Source organism: Streptomyces sp. NPDC018045 (genome assembly GCF_044327445.1).
Lineage (GTDB): Bacteria > Actinomycetota > Actinomycetes > Streptomycetales > Streptomycetaceae > Streptomyces.
The window spans coordinates 204,250-224,361 of sequence record NZ_JBIRFL010000006.1; the positions used below are offsets into that span (position 1 = coordinate 204,250).

12 protein-coding genes are annotated in these 20,112 nt (G+C 71.6%); 7 read left to right on the plus strand and 5 right to left on the minus strand.

Annotation, left to right across the window (positions count from 1 at the left end; all coding sequences use genetic code 11):
* Positions 1-12 precede the first annotated feature (12 nt).
* The 3 genes from ACH4EB_RS16895 (at position 13) to ACH4EB_RS16905 (ending at position 2,714) form a co-directional block, all read left to right on the plus strand.
* Positions 13-1,062, plus strand: a complete 1,050-nt coding sequence (locus tag ACH4EB_RS16895; RefSeq protein ID WP_398348272.1) for a GSCFA domain-containing protein — start codon at positions 13-15, stop codon at positions 1,060-1,062.
* Positions 1,025-1,744 (plus strand): hypothetical protein, encoded by a 720-nt coding sequence (locus ACH4EB_RS16900; RefSeq protein ID WP_398348273.1) that lies wholly within the window; start codon positions 1,025-1,027, stop codon positions 1,742-1,744. The genes ACH4EB_RS16895 and ACH4EB_RS16900 overlap by 38 nt, the downstream gene beginning before the upstream one ends.
* Positions 1,745-1,841: 97 nt before the next feature.
* Positions 1,842-2,714, plus strand: a complete 873-nt coding sequence (locus tag ACH4EB_RS16905; protein WP_398348275.1) for a TauD/TfdA dioxygenase family protein — start codon at positions 1,842-1,844, stop codon at positions 2,712-2,714.
* A 58-nt stretch (positions 2,715-2,772) separates the two neighbouring features.
* Here the strand turns inward: ACH4EB_RS16905 and ACH4EB_RS16910 are convergent, their stop codons facing one another.
* Positions 2,773-3,567 (minus strand): SpcZ, encoded by a 795-nt coding sequence (locus ACH4EB_RS16910; protein WP_398348276.1) that lies wholly within the window; start codon positions 3,565-3,567, stop codon positions 2,773-2,775.
* Between the two features lie 140 nt (positions 3,568-3,707).
* Between ACH4EB_RS16910 and ACH4EB_RS16915 the strand changes: the two genes are divergently transcribed.
* Complete coding sequence (locus tag ACH4EB_RS16915) at positions 3,708-6,053, plus strand: FUSC family protein (RefSeq protein WP_398348277.1); 2,346 nt, start codon at positions 3,708-3,710, stop codon at positions 6,051-6,053.
* 21 nt (positions 6,054-6,074) lie between these two features.
* On the opposite strand, the gene ACH4EB_RS16920 is transcribed toward ACH4EB_RS16915, so the two are convergent.
* The 3 genes from ACH4EB_RS16920 to ACH4EB_RS16930 all read right to left on the minus strand — a co-directional run bounded on the left by ACH4EB_RS16920 (position 6,075) and on the right by ACH4EB_RS16930 (position 13,768).
* Complete coding sequence (locus tag ACH4EB_RS16920) at positions 6,075-6,959, minus strand: hypothetical protein (protein WP_398348278.1); 885 nt, start codon at positions 6,957-6,959, stop codon at positions 6,075-6,077.
* Positions 6,956-12,211: a caspase family protein gene (locus tag ACH4EB_RS16925; RefSeq protein ID WP_398348279.1), complete on the minus strand. Its 5,256-nt coding sequence runs from the start codon at positions 12,209-12,211 to the stop codon at positions 6,956-6,958. Before ACH4EB_RS16925 ends, ACH4EB_RS16920 begins: the two co-directional genes overlap by 4 nt.
* Positions 12,212-12,454: 243 nt before the next feature.
* Positions 12,455-13,768: a PAS domain-containing protein gene (locus tag ACH4EB_RS16930; protein ID WP_398348280.1), complete on the minus strand. Its 1,314-nt coding sequence runs from the start codon at positions 13,766-13,768 to the stop codon at positions 12,455-12,457.
* Positions 13,769-14,147: 379 nt separating this feature from the next.
* On the opposite strand from ACH4EB_RS16930, the gene ACH4EB_RS16935 reads away from it, so the two are divergent.
* The 3 genes from ACH4EB_RS16935 to ACH4EB_RS16945 are packed head-to-tail and all read left to right on the plus strand — an operon-like array spanning position 14,148 to position 19,038.
* Complete coding sequence (locus ACH4EB_RS16935) at positions 14,148-15,599, plus strand: acetyl-CoA carboxylase biotin carboxylase subunit family protein (protein ID WP_398348281.1); 1,452 nt, start codon at positions 14,148-14,150, stop codon at positions 15,597-15,599.
* Entirely contained in the window at positions 15,596-17,608 is a 2,013-nt protein-coding gene (locus ACH4EB_RS16940) for a PEP/pyruvate-binding domain-containing protein (protein ID WP_398348282.1), read from the plus strand. Before ACH4EB_RS16935 ends, ACH4EB_RS16940 begins: the two co-directional genes overlap by 4 nt.
* Positions 17,605-19,038 carry an MFS transporter gene (locus ACH4EB_RS16945; RefSeq protein WP_398348283.1) on the plus strand — a complete coding sequence of 478 codons (1,434 nt, stop codon included), beginning with the start codon at positions 17,605-17,607 and terminating at the stop codon, positions 19,036-19,038. The genes ACH4EB_RS16940 and ACH4EB_RS16945 overlap by 4 nt, the downstream gene beginning before the upstream one ends.
* 46 nt (positions 19,039-19,084) lie before the next feature.
* Here the strand turns inward: ACH4EB_RS16945 and ACH4EB_RS16950 are convergent, their stop codons facing one another.
* Positions 19,085-19,669, minus strand: coding sequence for a hypothetical protein (locus tag ACH4EB_RS16950; RefSeq protein WP_398348284.1), 585 nt, complete (start codon positions 19,667-19,669; stop codon positions 19,085-19,087).
* Positions 19,670-20,112: the final 443 nt, after the last annotated feature.

The following is a 20,112-nucleotide window of genomic DNA, read 5'->3' on the forward strand; positions in this document are numbered from 1 at the left end:
GAGGCCACCACCATGAACCCGTACCAATCCCTGCCGCCGCGCTCGTTCTGGCGCTCCGCCGTGGCCGAACCGGACCCGGCGGACATCGGCGGACTGTGGACCCCCAAGTTCGCCGTCGGCCAGGACGACACCGTCCTCACCGCCGGTTCCTGCTTCGCCCGGCACATCGGCCGCGCCCTGCTCGAACGCGGCATGAACTGGCGGGACGCCGAACCGGCACCGCCCGGTCTGTCCGAGGAGGAGCGGCGGGCCCGCCACTACGGCGTCTTCTCCTTCCGTACCGGCAACATCTACACCGCCGCGACACTGCGGCAGTGGCTGTCCTGGGCACACGGCGAGACCACGCCGCCCGACGAGGTCTGGGCCGAGGGCGGCCGCTGGTACGACCCGTTCCGCCCGTCGGTCGACCCGGCGGGACACCCCTCGGCCGACGCGGTACGGGCCGCCCGCGGGACGACGCTCGCGGCGCTGCGCGGCGCGGTTGCCGAGGCGGACTGCTTCATCTTCACGCTGGGCCTGACCGAGGCGTGGCTGGACCGCGAAAACGGCACCGTCCAGCCGGTCTGCCCCGGCACGGTACGCGGCACCTTCGACGCCGGACGGTACGCGTTCCACAACTTCACCTTCGCCGAGGTGCACCGCGACCTGTCGCACGCCATCGAACTGGCCCGCGCCGCCAACCCGGGCCTGCGCGTGCTGCTGACCGTCTCGCCGGTCCCGCTGACCGCGACCGCCACCGGCGGCCACGCCCTGACCGCCACCACGTACTCGAAGTCCGTGCTGCGCGCCGTGGCCGGGCAGCTCGCCCAGGACCACGAGTACGTCGACTACTTCCCCGCGTACGAGATCGTCACCGGCTTCCCGTTCAGGGCCGGATTCTTCGAGCCGAACCTGCGCACGGTCACGCCGGACGGCGTCGCCTTCGTGATGCGCCAGTTCTTCGACGCGCTCGCCCGGGTGCCGGCCGAGCAGCCGCGTCCCGCCGCCGTCCCCGCCCAGCCCACGACCGGAGAGGACTTCTGGTGTGACGACGCCGTACTCGACTACTACCACCAGGGCTGAGCCGGGGCCCGCCGCCCCCGCCCGGTTCCTGCTGCTCGGCGACTCGCACGCCGGGCCCGTCGGCCGGGCGGCGAAGGCGGCCGGCATCCCGTTCAGCGGCGGACCGATCGGCGCGGGCCGCGACTTCAACGCCGGCTTCTTCGACCTGCGCGGCACCGATGTCACCTTCCGCAAGCCCGAGGCGGACACGTACTACCGCCGCTTCCTGGACGAACTGGGCATCGCGGGCCTCGGGGAGCTGACCGTCCCGCTGGTGTGCACCTTCGGCTTCAGCGCCCACTTCGTCGCGACCACCGAGAACTGGCTGATCTACCGGGTACGCGGCGGCGGCTTCGCACCGGACTTCCTGGCGAGCCGGCTCTTCGACGACCTGGTCCGCGCGACGGTCCGCGACGCGCTCGTCTTCTACGAGCACGCCCGCGGCCTGGGCCTGCGCGTCTTGGCCGTGATGCCGCCGCAGCGGGTGCCGGGCCTGTCCGACCCGGACGTCTTCATGGCGGCACAGGACGTCGTACGGCGCGCCGTCACCGCACTCGGGGTGGAGGTCGTGGACCTGCGCGAGCGCGTCACCGACGCGGCGGGACGCCAGCGCCCCGAACTCTGCGAACCCAACGACGCGATCCACGGCAACCTCGCCTTCGGCCGGATCATCCTGGCCGACCTGCTGGCCCGGGGGCTCTGACACCCGTCCCGGTCCCCCGTCCCCCGTCCCCCGTCCCGCCGGTTTCCCCCGTTCCCCGATCCACCCGTACCACCCGCACCACCCCAGGAGGGGCGCAATGGAGCAGTACGCACTGGACGCAGTCGAACGCGTCACGACCAGGAAGCCCGAGGTCTACGACACGATCTCGGTGGACCCGATCACCCCGCTCACGGGTGCCGAGATCTCCGGCCTCGACCTGTCGCAGGAGCTCGGCCCCGGCCAGGTGGACGAGCTGCGGCGCGCCTTCCTCGCCCACCACGTGCTGGTCTTCCGCGACCAGACGCTGACGCCCGAGGACCACAAACGGCTGGCCGGACACTTCGGCGAGCTGCACCCGGTGGCGGCCGCGGCCGAGGACGCCGACCCGTACGTCCTGGAGATCAGCACCACCAAGGAGTCGCGCGCCGTGGCCGGCAACGGCTGGCACGCCGACGGCACCGCCGACGAGGAGCCCTCGCTCGGCTCGATGCTCCACATCCTGCGCGTCCCGGAGGGCGGCAGCGGCGGCGACACCCTCTTCGCCAACATGCACCTGGCGTACGAGCTGCTGTCCCCGGCCATGCGGGAGTTCCTCGACGGGCTGACCGCCGTCCACGACGGCATCCTCCCCTGGCAGGGCCAGACCCCACCCGCCGACTACACCGTCCCCGTCAACGAACACCCCGTCGTGGTCCGCCATCCTGAGACCGGCCGCCAACTGCTGTTCGTCAACGGCGCCTACACCTCGCACATCCCGCAGCTCTCCCGCGACGAGAGCAAAGCGGTGCTCGCCATGCTCTTCGACCACATCGCCCGGACGCCGCTGCTGAACTGCCGGGTCCGCTGGGCGCCCGGGACGCTGGTCTTCTGGGACAACCGCTGCCTACAGCACCACGCGACCTGGGACTACTACCCGCAGACGCGCTACGGGCGGCGGGTCGCGATCAAGGGGAGCCGCCCTCGGGCGTGACGCGCGCGGCGGCGTCCGCCCCGGGGTCCGGCACCCCGGGGCGGAGAACCGTTACGGCTCAGGCCGCCGCCCTCGTCAGGCTGTCCGCCAGCCCGTCCGCGAGCCGCCCGTACGCCTGCCGCCGCCGCTCGTCCTCCTGCCCGTCGGCCACCTCCCGGTTGGCTTCGGCCAGGGCACAGGCGTTCACGTACGCGCCCAAGTACGCGTCGGCGGCGGCCCGTGCGTCCTCCCCCGCGTACGCCGCCGCCAGCGCCCGGGAATTGGCGAGTGCGTGGGCGTCGGCGAACGACCGTGCATTGGCACCGGTGTTGAGCTTCGCGTAATACTCCGCGAACTCCGCGGTCTTCTCCTCGCCGTAATCATTGGCCGCCGCATAAGCCCGGGCATTGGCCGCCGCCGTGGCGAAGGCGTCGGCATAGGCATAAGCGAGCCGGTAAATCTCCCGCAACGCCGGTTCCAGCGCCGCGGCCCACTCGCTCTCCGTGACCCGCTCCCCCGCCAGCGCCCGCTCGTGCACCGCGCGCAGGGCCGCCGGCGCCGCGCCCGTACCACCTCGCCGGATGCTCGCCGTCTCCACCGCCGGCAGCGCCGTACGCACCTGCCAATCGTGCGCCACACCCAGCGTGACCTGCCCCGCAAGGCGCTCCAGCGCCCCGTGCACCCGCCGCGCCCAGCCCTCGGCCGCGTCGGCGTCCTGCCCGTCGAACAGCGCCGCCGCCATCTGCGTCAGCCACCCGGGCGCCTCCGGACCACCCCCGTCACCCGGGCCGTCACCGCCCGCACCGGCCCCACCGGCCGCCAGCCGCGCGAGAAAACACGAAAACGCCTCAGCGGCGACCGGGGACGAGCTCATCAGCCTCTCCTCTTACCTTCGCAGGGGGCCTTTACCGTATCCCGGAGCACGGCTGTCACTTTCTCCACGGTCCGTCACAACCCGGAAACAAACACCGGGCATCCACCGGCAGCGGACGCCGGACAATTTCTGGTCATGGGATGCTGAAGCGTTGGCAGTTCGCGGCAGGGACGGGAGAGTACGGCAGCGTGGGGGCAGTGATACGACGGAGCCTGACCGGCGTGTGGGACCGATTCGCGGCGTCCGACCCGGGGCTGCTGCGGCTGATGGCGGGACTGCGGACGGTGGCGGCGATCGCGCTCACCCTCGTCGTCCTCGCCGTCCTCGGCACCGACGTCACGCACCTGGTCGCCGGCGCCATGACGGCGATGGTCGCCACCTTCGCGATCAAGGAGAAGCAGGTACGCGGCCAGGCGGTCACCCTCGCGCTCGGCCTGCCGGTGGCGCTCGCCGCGATCTCCCTCGGCGCGCTGCTGCACAGCCAGGTCATCGCGGGCGACATCTTCTTCGTCGCCCTCATCTTCGGCGCCGTCTACTGCCGCCGGTTCGGCGACCGCGGGACCGCGCTGGGCCTGATCGGCTTCCAGACCTACTTCGTCTCCCTGTTCGTCGGCGCCACCGTCTCCGCCCTGCCCGTGCTGGCGCTGACCCTGGCCGTCGCCTTCGTGTGCAGCGCCGTCGTCCGCTTCACCGTCGTACCGGAGACACCGCAGCGCATCCTGCGGTGGCTGCGCGGCGCCTTCCGGGCCCGGGTCGCCCAGCTCGTCGCCACCCACATCGAGCTGCTGGACGCCCGCCCCGACCAGCTCGACAAGGTCCTCGACGACCTGCGGCGGCACACCGCGCGGCTGCACGAGTCGGCCCTGATGATCCAGGGCCGACTGGAGGACGGCACCCGCGACGCGGCCGGCGCCGCGCTGCTGCAACGCCGTATCGCGGACGCCGAGATCGCCACCGAACGGCTGGGCGTCCTGCTGCTCAACGCGCGCACCGCCGAGCGCGCGGACACCCTCACCCTCCACCTGCCGCAGGCGCCCCTGCCCACGGCCAAGAACGAGATGCCGGCCGAGGACGCCGCGACCGTCACCCTGCGCCGCGACCTCAACGCCCTGCACCTGCTGGTGTCCCGGGGCGCGGCCGACCAGCCCGGCACGGCCGTCGCCCACGTACGCAACCGGCTGCTCGGCTACCGCGACGAGGACAACCTGCCGCGCGCCTCGATCGCCGTCCAGGACGTCTTCCGCGGCATCGGCGAGGCCGCCCGCTCCGTACTGGGCCTGCGGCTCGCGCTGGACGGCCCGCAGGACGAGTCCGACGACACGCCCGCGACGACCCGCTCCCGCGAGGAGTTCGACGCCGAGGACGTCGCGCTGGCCGGCGGCGCGGAGCCCGAGGAGGAGGACGACGCCAAGGGCCTGCGGCGCCCCACCACCCGGGCCGCGTTCCAGATCGCGGTGGGCTCCACGCTCGCCATCATCGGCGGCGAGTTCCTGTCCGCCCAGCGCTGGTACTGGGCCGTGCTGACCTGCTGGGTCGTCTTCCTGAACACCGCCTCCACCGGCGAGGTCATCATCAAGGGCTACCGGCGGCTGCTCGGTACGGTCCTCGGCGTGGTCGCGGGCGTCGGGCTCGCCGGCCTGGTCGGCAACCACACCTGGACGGCGTTCGCGCTGATCCTCCTCTTCGTCTTTGCCATGTTCTTCACGGCGCCCCTGTCCTACGCCCTGATGTCCTTCTTCGTCACGGCGATGCTCGGCCTGCTCTACACCCTCCTGAACACCTACAGCCTCGACGTCCTCATCCTGCGCATCGAGGAGACCGCCCTCGGTGCCGCCTGCGGGATCATCGCCGCGGCCGTCGTCCTGCCCGTCCACACCGACCGGCGCACCGACGACCTCCTCGGCACCGTCCTGACCAAACTGGACGAGGTCGTCTCCGCCGCCGTCGACCAGCTCAGCGGCGGCCCCGCCACCGACCTGCTGGGCCTGTCCCGCGACCTGGACACCGCCCTGGACGAACTGCGCGCCTCCACCCGCCCGCTGACCCACCCCATCAGCCCGCTCCGCGTACGCCGCCAGACCGTCCGCTACCTCGTCGCCCTCCTGGAGACCAGCGCCTACCACGCCCGCTCCCTGGCAGCCACCGCCGAACTGCTCCCCTACAGCAAGACCATCGCCGCCGACCCCCGCCTGGAACGCGTCGGCCGCCGCATCGCCCACAACATCGAGACCATCACCGCCCACCTGCGCGGCGACCGGACCGACGCCAAGGTCAGCTCCGGCGCCACCATCATCTCCCTCCTCGAATCCGACGGCTCCGGCGCCCCGAACCCCGGCACGGTCACCTACCGCGTTCTGCGCCACCTCCAACGCCTCGACGAGGGCGTCTCAGGCCTCGCCCGCCCCCTGGACGTACCGGTGGCGGGGCGCCCGGAGCCGAAGGGCAAGAGCGCCGACCGCCGCGGCTCCGCGTCCGCGCGGGCCTGAAGCCACTGGGCGGCTCACGGGTCAGCGGCGCCCGGAGCCTCCCCGCGAGCCGTCGCCTCCGCCTCCCAGACCGGTGACGACGGCCTCCCCGGTCTCCCGCGCCGTCAGATACGGCCGGACGTCGTGCGCCTTGGCGCCGTTGTGGACGAGACAGTCCTCGATCCGATCGCCGAAGGCCGGCCCCAGGGCCTTCACGAGGGCGACGACATCGCCGCGGTCGGCGATGTTCCACCAGGTGCCCACACCGCCCGGCCACTGGGCCCGCCCCCGCACCGGGGCGGGCTGCAGCCGGTCGAAGACGATGTTCCGGACCGCGAGCGGAGAGCCCAAGGTCACCAGTGTGATGTCACGCCGCTCAGCATGGGCGCACAGCCACTCGTAGGCCACGACCGAGCCGAGTGAGTGGGCCACGACCACCTCGGTCCGGTCGGTCACCACCGCGGTCATACGGCTCTGCACCTCCCGGCGTACCGCCGGTTCCGTGAGGTAGCGCCGCACCTGGCGGACACTGGAAATCATCAGTCGCTCGCTCAGCCCGGCGAAGAAGGAGGAGTGGCTGAGGGCGTTCAAGGCACGCTGGACGATGTACGGGGTTCTCAGCCGCGTACGGTCGGCCGGCCCGGCGACACCCTCCTCCTGCCGGGCGGCCTGTTGCCACCACGCCAGCAGGATCTCCCGTTCCACGTCATCGGTCACATCGGAGGCGTCCAGATCCGGCAGGCCGACGCCGCGGTGCCCGGCGGGGCGGAAGAGGTCCCCGTAGAACGTCATGTCCACCTCCGCACGGTCCACCTGGACACCATGGAGGGCGAGGCCGTCGGCGAGGCACGGATACCAGCTCTCGACCAGCGTCCGACCGCCGCTCACCTGCTGGCCGATGCCGTGCACCAGGACGATGCGGCTCATGCGGGCTCACCCGTCCCACCATCTGCCGCACCGAGGAAGGACAGCGCCACCAAGCCCATGTCCGTGGCGAAACACACCCGCCCGTCGTCGGTCATGGCGAGGTCGTTGATGCCGTCTCCCAGGTCGGCCTCGGCGACACAGACAGAGGTGACCAGGTCCCAGAGCCTCACTAGACCGAAGCTGTCGGCCACTATGGCGGTGGGCCGATCATGGAAGGTGGACAGCCGTACGGTGGTGAGCGCGCCCGGGGAACGCTCGATGTCGACCGGCAATGCGCGCCCGGTGGCGAGTTCCCACATCCGCAGTCGTCCGTCGCCGGCTCCCGTCAGCACCACGTCACGTCCGTCGACGTGACCGATCTCCACGGCCTGTGCTCCCGACGGGTGTTCCTTCAGAGCCGCTCCGAACGGCTCGCCCGTACGGAGGTCCCACAGCCGGACCGTGCCGTCGAGCGAGGCGCTGGCGGCGAGTTGCTGCCCGGAAATCGTGGCGGTCCGCATGTCCAGTACACGCGCGCTGTGACCGCCCATGGGGTCACATACGGGCGCCCTGGTCGTCAGGTCCCAGATGTGGAGGGACCGGTCCTGGGAAGCGGCCACGACCAACGTGCGGTCAGCCAGCGGATGGATACGCGCGAGCTCCCAGCGTCCTGGCTGCTCCCACAGAAGCTCGCGGCTACTCACGTTCCAGACCTCCATGGCTGTGTAGTCACACCTGACCATGAGGCATGCGCCGCCCACATCGGCAGTCGCCATGGACGACAGGGGGCGAGCAGAGGTGAGGTGCGGAGCCGTGGCGCGGCCATCCTCCAAGGCATGTACCCGTACCGTGCCGTTGTCGGCCCCGGTGACGACGCTGTGTCCAGGTGAGGTATCGCTGATGGCGACCGCCTTCAGCGCCATCTGTCCACCGCACAGCGGCTCGTCCACAGGCTGCATCGTGACCAGGTCCCACACCCGCACCTCATGAAAGAAGGCAGTGATGCCCATCGGTCTCCCGCCGTTGCGGCCGAAGAGGAGCCCGGGTACCGTCCGGTATCGGACACTGGCCACCTGGCCGACGAGCGGTGCCCCCAGCGCACCACCGGTTTCCGGGTCCCACATCCGAACCGTGTTGTCGGAGCTCATCGAAGCCACGGCGTAGCGCGTACCGACGCGCCCCAGGACGGCCGACCACACGGTGCTCACATGGCCCGCGAAAGGCGTGCCGATCAGTGCGCCCGTGCTGATGTCGTGCAGGCGAACGGTGTTTCCCACATTCGTGGACAACACCACCGGCCGGGCTCCGAGGAAGGCCGCGCCAATGGTGAACACCGTATCCTTCCGGCTCTCGGCACTGAGGTGGTGCCGCAGCGTCGCGGACAGTTCCCCGGCCGTGTCGGTGACCTCCCACACGTAGGCGTGGTCGAGGGAGGTGGCGACGGCGATCTCGATCCCGCGGCCACATTGCCGTACGGTCAGGTAGGCCACGGAACCGATGTGCCCGCTGAGCGGTCCGAGCAGCGGCCGGTGCGTCATCGCGTCCCACACGCGCAAGGTTCCATCGCCGCTACCGCTGACCAGCACGGTCCGGCCCGCCACAGTGGTCAGGCCGAGGCAGCTCACGCTGTTGGTGTGGCCTTCGAGTGGCGGACCCAGTGGTACGCCCCGCATGGCGTCCCACAGCCGTATCGTGCTGTCCGATCCGCCCGTCACAGCCAGCAGGCGTCCGTTCAGTGGTCCCAGGGCCACCGAATTCACGGTGCCCGCGTGGCCTTCCATCGGTCTGCCCACCTGTTCCCGGGTGCGCAGGTCCCACACCCGGGCCGTGCCGTCCTCGCTACCCGTGATCACCAGTGGCCGGCCGCGCTGCTCGGTGAAGGCCAGCGCCAGTACCCGGCGCGTGTGGCTGCCGGCCGGCTGGTCGGCCGTCAGGTCCCAGATACGGGCCATCCGGTCCGTGCCCGCCGTCACAGCCATCGGGCCCTCAGGGCGGTCGGCCAGCGCGCTGTCGGTGATCTGGCCGACGTGCCCCCGCAAGGGATGGGCGAGCTGCCGGAGAGTGCGCAGGTCCCAGAGTTTGGCCTCGTCCCTGCCGCTGGTGAGCGCCACCGGAATGCCGTTGAGCACCCCGCCGGCGACCGAGGTCACACCGCCGCGCGTGAAGTGCACATGTGCCGCCACCGGCTCCCCGATCTGCCGGCGTTCCACCAGGTCCCACAGCGTGACCATGCCGCTGTTGTCACCGAGCAGCGCCACCGCGCACCCGTCCCGCCGCCCCATCGCCACGGCGGTGATCTCATCGGTGTGGCCGGTGAGCCAGCCGCCGTCGGGCTCCGGCTCGACGCCGCTCAGCAGACCCGTCAGGTCCCAGACGTACGCCCGCTTGTCCGCGCCTCCGGTGAGAGCGACGGGACGGCCGTCGATCTCTCCCAGCGCGGCGGAGTGCACCGTGCGCTTGTGTGCTGTCAGGTCCCGGCCCAACTGCCGTCGGGTCGACAGGTTCCACAGGCGCGCGGTGCCGTCAGCGCTCGCCGTGAGGGCGACCGGGCAGCCGTCGATGCCGCCGATGGCGATGTCCATGACGGTGTTGGTGTGGCCCGCCAGCCCTTCTCCGTACTTCTGCCCGGCCGACAGGTCCCAGATCTCCACGCTGCCGTCCACACCTCCGGTCAGAGCGACCGTGTAGTCGCCGATGTCACCGACCGCGACCGCGCTGACGCCGATGCCGACGGCGAGCGGCTCACCGATCTGCTGCTGCGTGGTCAGGTCCCACACGCGAGCGGTCCGGTCGCTGCCGCGCCCGCCGGTCACCGCGATGGGGCGGCCGTCGAGCGCGCCGACGGCCACACAGTCGACCCACGCCGTATGCCCGTTGAGCAGCCGGTGCGTCCCGCTGGCCGACCACCAGGCCCATCGCGCGGACCAGGGCAGTGACACGCCGAGGCCGTCGATGCGGTCGGCGATCCCGTTCGCCCCGCAGCGCCGTGCCGAGAGCTGGAGGTCGGCGGCGCGATGGCTCAGGGCGCGGCTGGGCGCCATCCGGTGGGCGATCTGCTCGTAGGAACTGCGGATACGCCGCGGGCCGTCGGCCGCCTCGTCCACCGATACGGACACCAGGGCGCGCAGCAGCGCCAGCGACTCACTGGCGAGCAGGAAACCGGGGTCCTTGATCAGCGTGATGAGTCTCCCGGCGGCCTCCGCGTGGGTGGCCAGGTGCTGCCGTACGTAGGGCGGAGCCGCGAACCAGTCCGGTGACGTCCCGTCGGGCGACGGCGGCACCGTGGCTGTTAGGGCATCGACGATGGCCCGCTGGACCTCCTCCGCGGGCCGGTCGGCAGTTTTCCGCAAGTGCTCGGCCAGCGCCTTGTGGTACAGGCGGTAGGCCGAACGCCGGTCGTCGTCTGTCACCTCCGCGACGTATGCCTCGGCCACGTCGAGCACCCAGGCAATGTCCTCCTCGGTGCAGGTCACACCCGATATGGCGGAGGTCAGCGTGGTCCAGATACGTCCACGAGGCAGCCCTTTGCCCTCGGAGAAGGCCAGTGACAGCAGCATCCGCCGGACCCGGGGTTCATCGGGGCCGAAGCGTGCGAGGTAGTCGTCGAAAGCCTCCCCGATCTCGCTGGGCAGTTCATCGGCCCAGCCCGGGTTCGCCACATCCACCGCGGCACTGTCCGACCGCAGGGTCCGAGCCGTGGTCCTCGCGTAGAGGTAGACGCCGGCGGCCCGGCTCGCCACCTCTCGGGCGACGGTCCGGGCCAGCTCCTGCCGCTCACGATAAGGGGTCGGTACACCGGGCTCCTCGGCTGCCAGCAGCACCTTCGTCACATAGCCGGCCACGTCGTTCTCGTCGGCCCGGAAGGCGGGGTCGTCCAGGTCGAGCACCGTGAAGGTGGGGCCCAGGCTGGTGACCAGCTCGTGGCGGGTACCCACGAGCAGCCGTATACCGGGGATCTCCGACATGGGGCGCAGCAGTTCACGGGTGATCCTGCGCGGTTCGCCGTGCCCGCCCGCGTCCGCGGCGGTGTCAGAACCGGCCTCGTCCACGGCATCGACCACGATGACGACCGGCGCCCCCTGCCGCCCCCGCCGGGTGAGTTCCTGGAGGAGAGCCGCCGTACCGCCGGTTTCCGCCCCCAGTGCCTGGGCGATCCTGTCGACCACCTCTTCCAGACGCTTGTGCCGCGCGTGTACGGCAGCGGTCACGCATCCTTCGGGCACGACCGTCGCCAGGTCGACTCCTGAGAGGTCCAGCCGGTCGCGGTAGAGACTGTCGGATAGCGCGACCACCCTGCCCAGCACCGCGGATTTGCCGCATCCGGGGCTTCCCGTGACGACCCGGCCGCGGCCGTCCCCGTCGACCGCGGTGAGCCACTGGACGAGATGCGACAGCACCCGTACCCGTCCGCTGAAGTAGAGCCCCTGCTCCGACTCGAACTCGACGCCCCGCGACCGGGGGCCGAAGTGCTCCGTGAGATCACGGCTCGCCACTCTGCGTTGAATCTCCAGATCCGTACCGACCGGGGGCAGATCTTCCCGGAATCCGCTGTTCGGCACGAACGGCGCCAGCCCGGTGACCAGCCCGCTGGCCAGCTCCGCGCGCTGCCCCCGGCCGTCGGCGTCGAGGCGCTCATTGACCGCCTTGAGCAACTCGGTGAGGTCCAGGTACTGCTGCCGCTGCCCCGTACGGCCGGTGGTCGTCTCCACAGCCGTCCGGAAAGCGGATACGAATCTTCCGTCCTGGGCGACGTCCTTACGGCGGGCGGACGCCAGAAACCACAGCCCGGTCGAGGTGTCACCCCCACTCTGCCGGTAAGCAATGCTCTGCAGCGCGACCCCCGCGCCCTCCGCCGCACCTGCCCCGCCCGCACACGTGTCCAGAATGACCAGGAGCTGGCGGAGCGACCCGTGACAGAGGATCCGCACCACGTCCTCGGTGGCCAGCGCCGTCGCGGCCAGATCGTCGTCCCGGGAGTCCCAGCACAGCAGGTAGTGACGCCCCCGGTCCTCCACCGCACCATGACCGGCGAAGTACAGCACGACGACGTCGTCCGTCGTCAGCTCGGAGTCCCTGGACCAGTGACTCAGCTTCCGGCGGATCTGTTCAGCACCGTCGTACTCCCCCAGCCCGGAGAGCACATGCCGGTACCCGAACCCCTCCAGCATCTCCGTCATCGCCGCGATGTCCGCCGCCACGCCCGGGAGTTGTTCCTCCTCCGGTAAGTTGCAGTAGCGCCCGCTCCCCACCGCGATGAAAAACCGCCGCCCCACGCCCACTCCACCGCCGTCCCCTGCGATTTCCACGGTCGCCGAACCGCCCCGCCACGACACGCGCGACGCGACGGCCCGGATGTGAACACTAGCGCCGGCGTTTCCCCTGGTACACCGGTACAGACCGACGAGGGCCGCCGGCCTGCGCCACGTATCAGCCCTCTCTTCTCACTGGCCGTGGACACGATGCGGTCACGGAAACCCCCGAGCAGTAGGCACGAGTAACCGGCGCCCCGATACCCCTCAAGAAGAACCCATGGGATGACGCATCGTCGCCGGACGCGGAGGCCAGGCTCGGGGGGCCAGGATGCCGAGGACGTAGGCGCGGGCGACGAGGGCGGGTCTGGTCGCGGCGTCCAAGAGGGTCCGGAGTCGGCTGAGGTGGTAGTCGACCGCTTGCCGGGAGAGGTTCAGCGAGGTGGCGATCTCGCCGTTGGTGCTGCCCCCGGCGAGGAGGGACAGGATGCGGACCTGTGCGGCGGTGAGCGGGGGGTGGGCCTCGTGGGCGATGCTCTGGTGGGTGACGACGGCCCACACGTGTGCGACGCGGCCGACGGGTCCGCTCACCGTGGTCAGGTGGAGTTGCGCGCGGCGCTGGCGTCCCTCGGTGTCGAGGAGTACGGCGGAGGTCTCCACCCGTCTGATGCGGCGGGTTATCAGGCCCTCCCACGCGAGGCGCAGCGGGCGGAGGTCGGCCGTGGCGGCGAGCAGGGTGTGGGCGCGGCGGCCGACGAGGTCGGACAGGCGGGTCCGGAACAGTTCGGCGGTGGCCGTACCCGCCTGTTCGATACGGCCGTTGACCGAGAGCAGCGCGCACGGCAGGCCGCTGTGGTCACGCAGCGCTCGCAGGTTCTCCTCGGCCTCCCGGCGCTGGCTCATCGCGCGGGCGTGCTCGGTGATGTCGACATAGATCCCGGCCACGCAGGTCCGGCCGTTCTCCTGGACCGGGAACCGGTGGCCGGCCGCCTGCCCCGTACTGCCGTCGGAACGGTGATAGCGCAGGTGGTGGCGGACCGGCTTGCCGCGGTTGAGGATCTGCTGGTCCAGGGCCCGGAACTGGGCGGCGTCGGCGGGGGTGTCGAGGTCCTCGATACGGCTGCCGACGACGCGGTCCGGCGTGGTGCCGTAGAGGTGCGCGTAGGAATGGTTGGCCCACAGGTAGCGGCCGTCGTGGTCGCGGATGAAGGCCGCGACCGGCGCGAAGTCGGCGAACTCCGCGAAGGCTGCGTACCGGTGGCCGGTCGCGGGCTGCGCACCGGCCTCCATCGCGAGCCCGCGAGTGAAGCCCTGGTCCCGGCTCTCCCCCAGGGGCCATCGCACGGTGAAGGTCCGGCCGTCGAACTCGACCAGGCAGTGACCGTTTTGGAGGGAGCGTCCCGGAGCGGACGTCTCTTGGCGCACGCGGTCCAGGAAGCGCTGCGTGGTGGGAAGGTCGGGGAAGGCCCCGCCGCCCCGCTCCGTGACGCGCCACTGCTCGTCGGCCTCCCACCAGGACACGGGAAGGTGGTCCAGCAGTGCTCTGAGACCGGGATCGTCCACGACGGCCTTTCCGTCCATGCCCCCACCGGGCGGCGGGAAGTGACATGGCGATGCCTATCCCGTGCGGGGCCCGCCCATGCTCGGTTCTCGGCCGACCGCGACGCGTGAGCGCGTCCCCGGCGCGGCTTGCCCCGGCAGCCCGGATCCTTCGTCTTCACTCGAACGATGTCCGCGACTTTGGCATTTGCCTGATTGGCGGCGGTCTCCGGTGGCACTTGTGGCACCCGCCGTCTGGTTCCCTTATGTATGCCGCCAGTTACCCGCCGTGTTCTACGCGGGTTGCGTCGCCGTGTACCCCGGTCGCGGTACGGGGGCGACGCCGGGCCGGGCGGCCAGGCGGCGGGGCCGAGCCCCTGCTCGACACCTCGGACAGACAGACGATGGGAGACGAACTTCAGTGAGCACGGTGCTGTTGGTGCACGCCAAGGGCGGTCCGCCGCTCGGACATGTCCTGTCCCGGGCAGCCGCGAGGGCGGACGTGCACCTGCTGGCGCTCAGCGCGCTTCCGTCCGCGGTCGCCGCGTCCGCGGGAAAGCTGTGCGCCTCGGTCGTGACGCCCACCGGCGCGGAGCGGTCCGACCTGGTCTCGCTGATCGTCTCGCGAGCCGAAGCCGTCGGTGCGGAGGCGGTTCTCACCTTCTCCGAGTACGCGGTCGTGGCCGTCGCCGAGGCATGTGCGGCGCTCGGCCTCGCCGGGGCGGGAGACGCCGCCGCGCTCGCCCGTGACAAGCGGATGATGCGGCGAACCTGGCATCGGCACGGCCTGCCGCAACCCGCGTTCCGCCCTGTCGCCACGCGGGCGGACCTCCACGAGGCCGTCACCGCCCTGGCCGCTCCCCTGCTGTTGAAGGCGGCCTGGAGCGCCGGTTCCACCGCCCATCAGATCATCGGCTCCCCGCAGGAGGCCGACACCGCCTGGCGGCGCTCGCGCGAGACCATGGCCCGGTCCGCCCGGCTGGGCTACGCCGAACTCCATGTGGCCGAGGCAGCGGGACACTTCGTGGTCGAGGAGATCGTGACCGGTGACACCGCGGGCTGGTTCGACGAGCCCGGCTGGGGCGACTACGTCAGCGTCGAGGGCGTGGTGACCGGCGGCGTGTTCCGGCCGGTCTGCGTCAGCGGCCGGATGCCGACGGTGGAGCCGTTCACCGAGCGCGCCGGCATCACCCCCGCGTTGCTTCCCGCGGACCTCCAGGACCGCGTCGTGGCCCTCGCCCGGGAGGCCGTGGACGCCCTCGGCCTGCGTGACTGCGGCACCCACACCGAGATCAAACTCGGTGCCGGCGGGCGCATGTGGCTGATCGAGACGGCCGCCCGGTTCGGCGGCGCGATGACCGTGCCGCAGATCGAGGAGGTGTTCCGGCTCGACCTCGTCGGCATGCTCGTCGACCACCTTCTGGGCCGCCCGGTCGCCTGGCCCGAGCGGGTCCTCGGCCCGGAGCAGGCACGGGGCGCCGCGGGTTCCCTCGTCGTCCTCGCGGTGGACGGCCACGGTGAGGCATGGCGGGACCGCAGGCTGTGGGACTTCCCCGTGGTGAAGGAGGCCGTCGCGCTGAGCGAGGGCAGCACCCTCTCGGTCGTACCGGAGAGTTCCCTGCCCGACGGCAGCAGCGTGCCGGTCTACGACCCCGCCGGCGGGGCCAACACGATGGCGGCCCTGTGCCTGCTCTTCGCCGCCGACGCGCGCACCGTGCTCCGCGACTTCACGACCCTGGTGGACGCGCTGCCCACCGTGCTGCCGCCCGCCGTGGCCGCCGCGCCGAAGCCCGTGTCCTCGGCATCACCGTCCGTGCCCCCTGCCCGCCCGCGAGTCCGTCCGGCCGGCCAGTCCGAGGGAGTCCCCGCATGAGCGCCACTCAGCTCCCCAGCGACGTCCCTGATCTCGCGGCCGACCGCACGGTCGTCGGCGAGAACCTTTCGCTGCCGCTGTTCCGCACACTGTCCGGGGTCCTGGCCGGACACCCGTACCTCAAGGTCGTCGTCGACCGCGCCGAGGCCACCTGGCACCTGCTCGACACGGCCGCACACCCCTTCCACGTCAACTACGTCGCCACCCGTGTCCTCGGCATGGATCTCGCCGACCTCGACGCCGACCTGGACGAGTTCAACGCCTCCGTCTACATGGACCCCGGGCGCCGCTTCCTGCTCGGGGTGCTGTCCCTGCACACCGACGAGGACACGGAGGGCCGCGAGCGCACCTTCCTCGTGCTGGAGACGACCGAGGCCGACACCATGCACGGGGAGTTGCTGGAGTTCTTCTACGCCTTCGTCCGGGAGCGCGTCGACGGCAGGCTGCCGCTCCTGCTCAAACCCGCCAACCACGGTCAGGAGGAGGAGCTGACCGCGGTCAGCGAGCAGCGGGTGCCGCGCATCCTCGGTCACGAACTCTTCGGCACCAGGACACGCACCCCGCTCAACCTCGGGGACGCCATGGGCCGGCTGCGTTGTTTCCGGACCTTGGCGGAGTACGAGACGGCGGCCGGCGGGCTCGGCTGGTCGGACATCGTCGCCATGCCCTGCCTGCCGGACAACGTGCAGCGAGTGGCCGGATTCATCAACACCGCGCCCATCACCCCGCTGTCCCACACCAACGTCCTCGCCTCCGGGTGGGGCATCCCCAACGCGATCGTCCGCGACCTGGAACAGCTCGTCGAGAAGGACGGCTTGGACGGCGCCTGGGTCCGCTACCGGGTCCGCGAGGACGAGATCACCCTGGAGCGGCTGGCACAGGCTCCCGAGCTGCGGGCCCCGGCCTGGCATCAGCAGCGCATCCGGCTCGAACCGCCGCTTCTGGAGGACGCGCCCGTACTCTCCCTGCACCGGCTGCGCAGCGCCGACCGTGACCGTTACGGCACCAAGGCGGCCAACCTCGGCGAGCTGCACCACGTGCTCGACAGCCGTACGGCCGATCTCACCGCGTTCTACGGCCGTCCCCGCCCACCGCGCGAGAACCTGTACGGGCACCTCGCGGTCCGGCTCGGCCTGCGCGCGCCCTCCGCCGCGGAACTCCGCGCGGCCGCGGCCTCCTTCGTGGCCGGCACCGTCCGGGCCCCCGAGGGCGTCGCCCTGCCGTTCTCCCTCCTGCACCGCTTCCTCACCTCCTCCCCCGCACTCCAGCAGGGCATCGGCAAGCTGAAGATGGCGCTCGAACTCGACGCCACCGACGTACTCGACTCGCTGTGCCTCCAGATCCAGCATCTGATCCGGCACACCCCGATGCCCGACTCCGTCACCGGGGAGATCACCCGGGCCTTCCCCGCCCCGCTCGCCGCGGGCGGCCGCCTCGTGGTGCGCTCCTCCTCCAACGCCGAAGACCTCCCGGGTTTCTCCGCGGCCGGTGTCTACGACTCCGTCACCACCGTCCGCGGCACCGGCGAACTCCTCGACGCCGTACGGCAGGTGTGGGGCTCCCTGCTCTCGCCGCGCAGCGTGCGGCTGCGCCACCAGGTGGGCATATCCCTGGACGACACGTACATGGGCGTGATCATCCAGGAGTACGTCCCCGCCGCGCTCGGCGGCGTCCTGGTGACCTGCAACCCCACCCGGCGCGAGGACTTCCGCAACGTCTACCTCAACTGTTCACCGGGATCACCCGAACAGGTCGTCGAGGGAGAGGTCCTGCCGCAGCAGTACCTCTACAACACCGTCGAGGGCGGCGGGCGTACCGTCGCCCTCGGCTCCTGGAGCGAGGGACTGCCCGCCGCCACGCGGGCCCGGCTCGCGGACCTGTCCCTGACCGGCCGCCTGCTGCAGTCCCACTTCAGCGCACCCGAGGTGGGCGACCCGCTGGACATCGAGTGGCTGCTGACCGACCAGGGTGACTTCCGCCTGGTCCAGATCCGCCCCTACGCGCTGTGAGCCCCCGCCTCCCGCGCCCCGCGGCCACAACCCTGACCGGCACCGCCCGCCGCATCATCCGGCTCAACTACGGCTTCCAGCTTCTGTTCAACCTGCTGTGGTGGATGCCGGTGTTCTACGCCTACCAGAAGGCCGCCGGACTCACCGACGGGCAGATCTTCGGTATCCAGAGCATCTACTACGTGGCCTTCTGCCTCTTCGAGATCCCGACCGGGCTGATCGCCGACCGTATCGGCACCCGCAACTGCCTGCGGGCCGGCGCCGTCGTGATGACGGCGGCGAACCTCGCCCCGGTGGTCAGCTCCTCGTACGCCGGTTTCCTCGTGCACTTCCTCGCCATCGCCGCCGGCCGCTCGCTCACCTCGGGAGCGGCCAGCGCCTACCTGTACGAAGGACTGCGCGCCGAGCGGTGCGAGGAGCACTACCTGAAGGCGGAGGGCACGGCCCGGGCGCTCGGACTGGCCGCGAAAGTGCTGTGCTGGCCCCTGGTCGGGCCGCTGATGGCCCTCGCCCATCCCGCCCCGTACGTCCTGAGCGCCGTGAGCGCGGCGGGTTCCCTGCTGTGCGCCGTGGCTCTGCCCCGCTCAGCCGCCTCCGTCGGGGCAGGCGGTTCGGCCTCGTCGGTCCGGACCGGAAAGGCCCGGGCAGCGAGGGGTGGGCGCAGTACGTCGCTGGGCGACGCGAAGGCCGCGCTGCGCTGCATCGCCTCCTCGCCGTGGCTGGCCCTGGTGATGGTGCAGGGCGTGGCCGTGTTCACCCTGTCCAGGATCTGCCAGGTCAACCTCTTCCAGCCGATCCTGCTCGACCACGGCATCGGCGAGTCCGCGCACGGCGGGGTGCTCGCCGCCATGACGGTGGCGGAGGCCGTGGGTTCGGCGCGCCCCCAGTGGCTCGGCCGCCGTCTGACGCCGGTGGCCTGGGTCTCCGTCCTCAGCCTCGCCCTCGCGGGCACGCTGGCGGGCATCACTCTCGGCGGGCCCTGGGTGGTCGTCACCCTGCTCTGTGTGTTCGCCGCTGCCGCCGGCTTCGCCTACCCGATCCAGCGCAAGTTGGTCAACGACGCCGTGCCGGCCGGCGCCCCGCGAGCGACGCTGCTGTCGGTCGAGTCGATCGTGGACCGCGCGGTGTGCGCACTGGCGGCCGTCGCCGTGGGCGCCTACCTCTCCGCCGGGCGCCTGGACGCCCTGCTCTGGCACAGTGCCCTGGCGACCGCGGTGCTGCTCGGCGTCTTCCAACTGGTCCTGCGCAGCAAGAAGGTGCGGCACCGTACCGACGGGTCGGCGGAGGGCCCCGCGCCCCGGGGGCCGGCTGACCGGCCGAACCCGGAAGCGGCAGCGGATCCGGGCCCCCCGTCGACGGCACCCGGGGCGTCGGGCGCGGGCGGGGCAGCGCCCCCGGCAACGAACGCGTGGTTCAAGGCCGTCGTGTAGGACGAGTTCCCGCCCGCGCCCTCCCCGGGGCGAGGGCGGGAGCCGTTCAGGCGTGCGGGCGAGCGCCGTATGCCAGGCACTCGATCACTCGGGCCGGGAGATAGGCGGGGCGGAAGGGCTGCCCGGTCCGGTAGGCCACGTACCCGAGCGAGGCCGCGACGCGGGTCTCCTTGGCGTTCTCGGTCTCGTAGACGAGGCGGCAGCCGTGCGCCTCGGCCTTGGCGCGCTTCCAGAGGGCGGGCGCCGGCTTGCGCTCCGCCTCGGTGCGCGGAGTGAGGATACGGTCGCCGAAGTCCTCCCAGGCGAAGGGAACGGGCCCCTTCCAGGCGCTGTCGACCTCCTTCTTCAGGGCGGCGGCACGCTCGGCGTCCGTCTCGCCCCACGAGGACGGTACGTTGGTGAGCAGCCCGACCTTGATGTTCCGCTCCCGCAATGTGCGCAGATAAGCGGCCGCGCCCGGCAGGTAGCCGATGCTGGAGTCCTCGGCCGTGTGCACCAGGGTCTCGCCCAGGTCGAAGTAGACGATGGCACAGCCGCGCGCCGAAGGTGTCCGCGCCCCGACCGGGCTGTCGTGCGACACGTCCGCGGGCACGGCCGCACTGGCCGCCGTACCCAGCATGACCGACGCCACGGCGGCGCACGACACCACAACGCCGGTACGGCCGGTACGTCCGGTTCGGCCGGTACGGATGAAACCGCGAAAAGAGGATCTCTGCATGGCGTTCGGCGCCTTTCTCTTCGACGCGGCACACGGCTGCACCGCTTGCCGGGGGCGTGACAGACAGGTTCGCGAAGTGCCCCTACGGCCCCTTGCCTGCAAGGAAAAGCTCCCCCGTCACCACTGCTTCCCGCCATACCCCTGAACAGCGCGCCCCACTCGCCCCTGCGGCTCTCGGCACACCACGGCCCCCACCGCCCACCACGGAAAGCCCGGGGCCGCCGGCTCCCGCCGTCGCCGCGATCTACATCCGGCTCCGCGGTAGGCGGTGCGGCCCAGGAGAATGCGGAGCAGGCCGGTGGCTGGTAGGGAGGGGTGGAGGTTCCGATCCGGCACGGTACGAGAGGAAGGTGAAG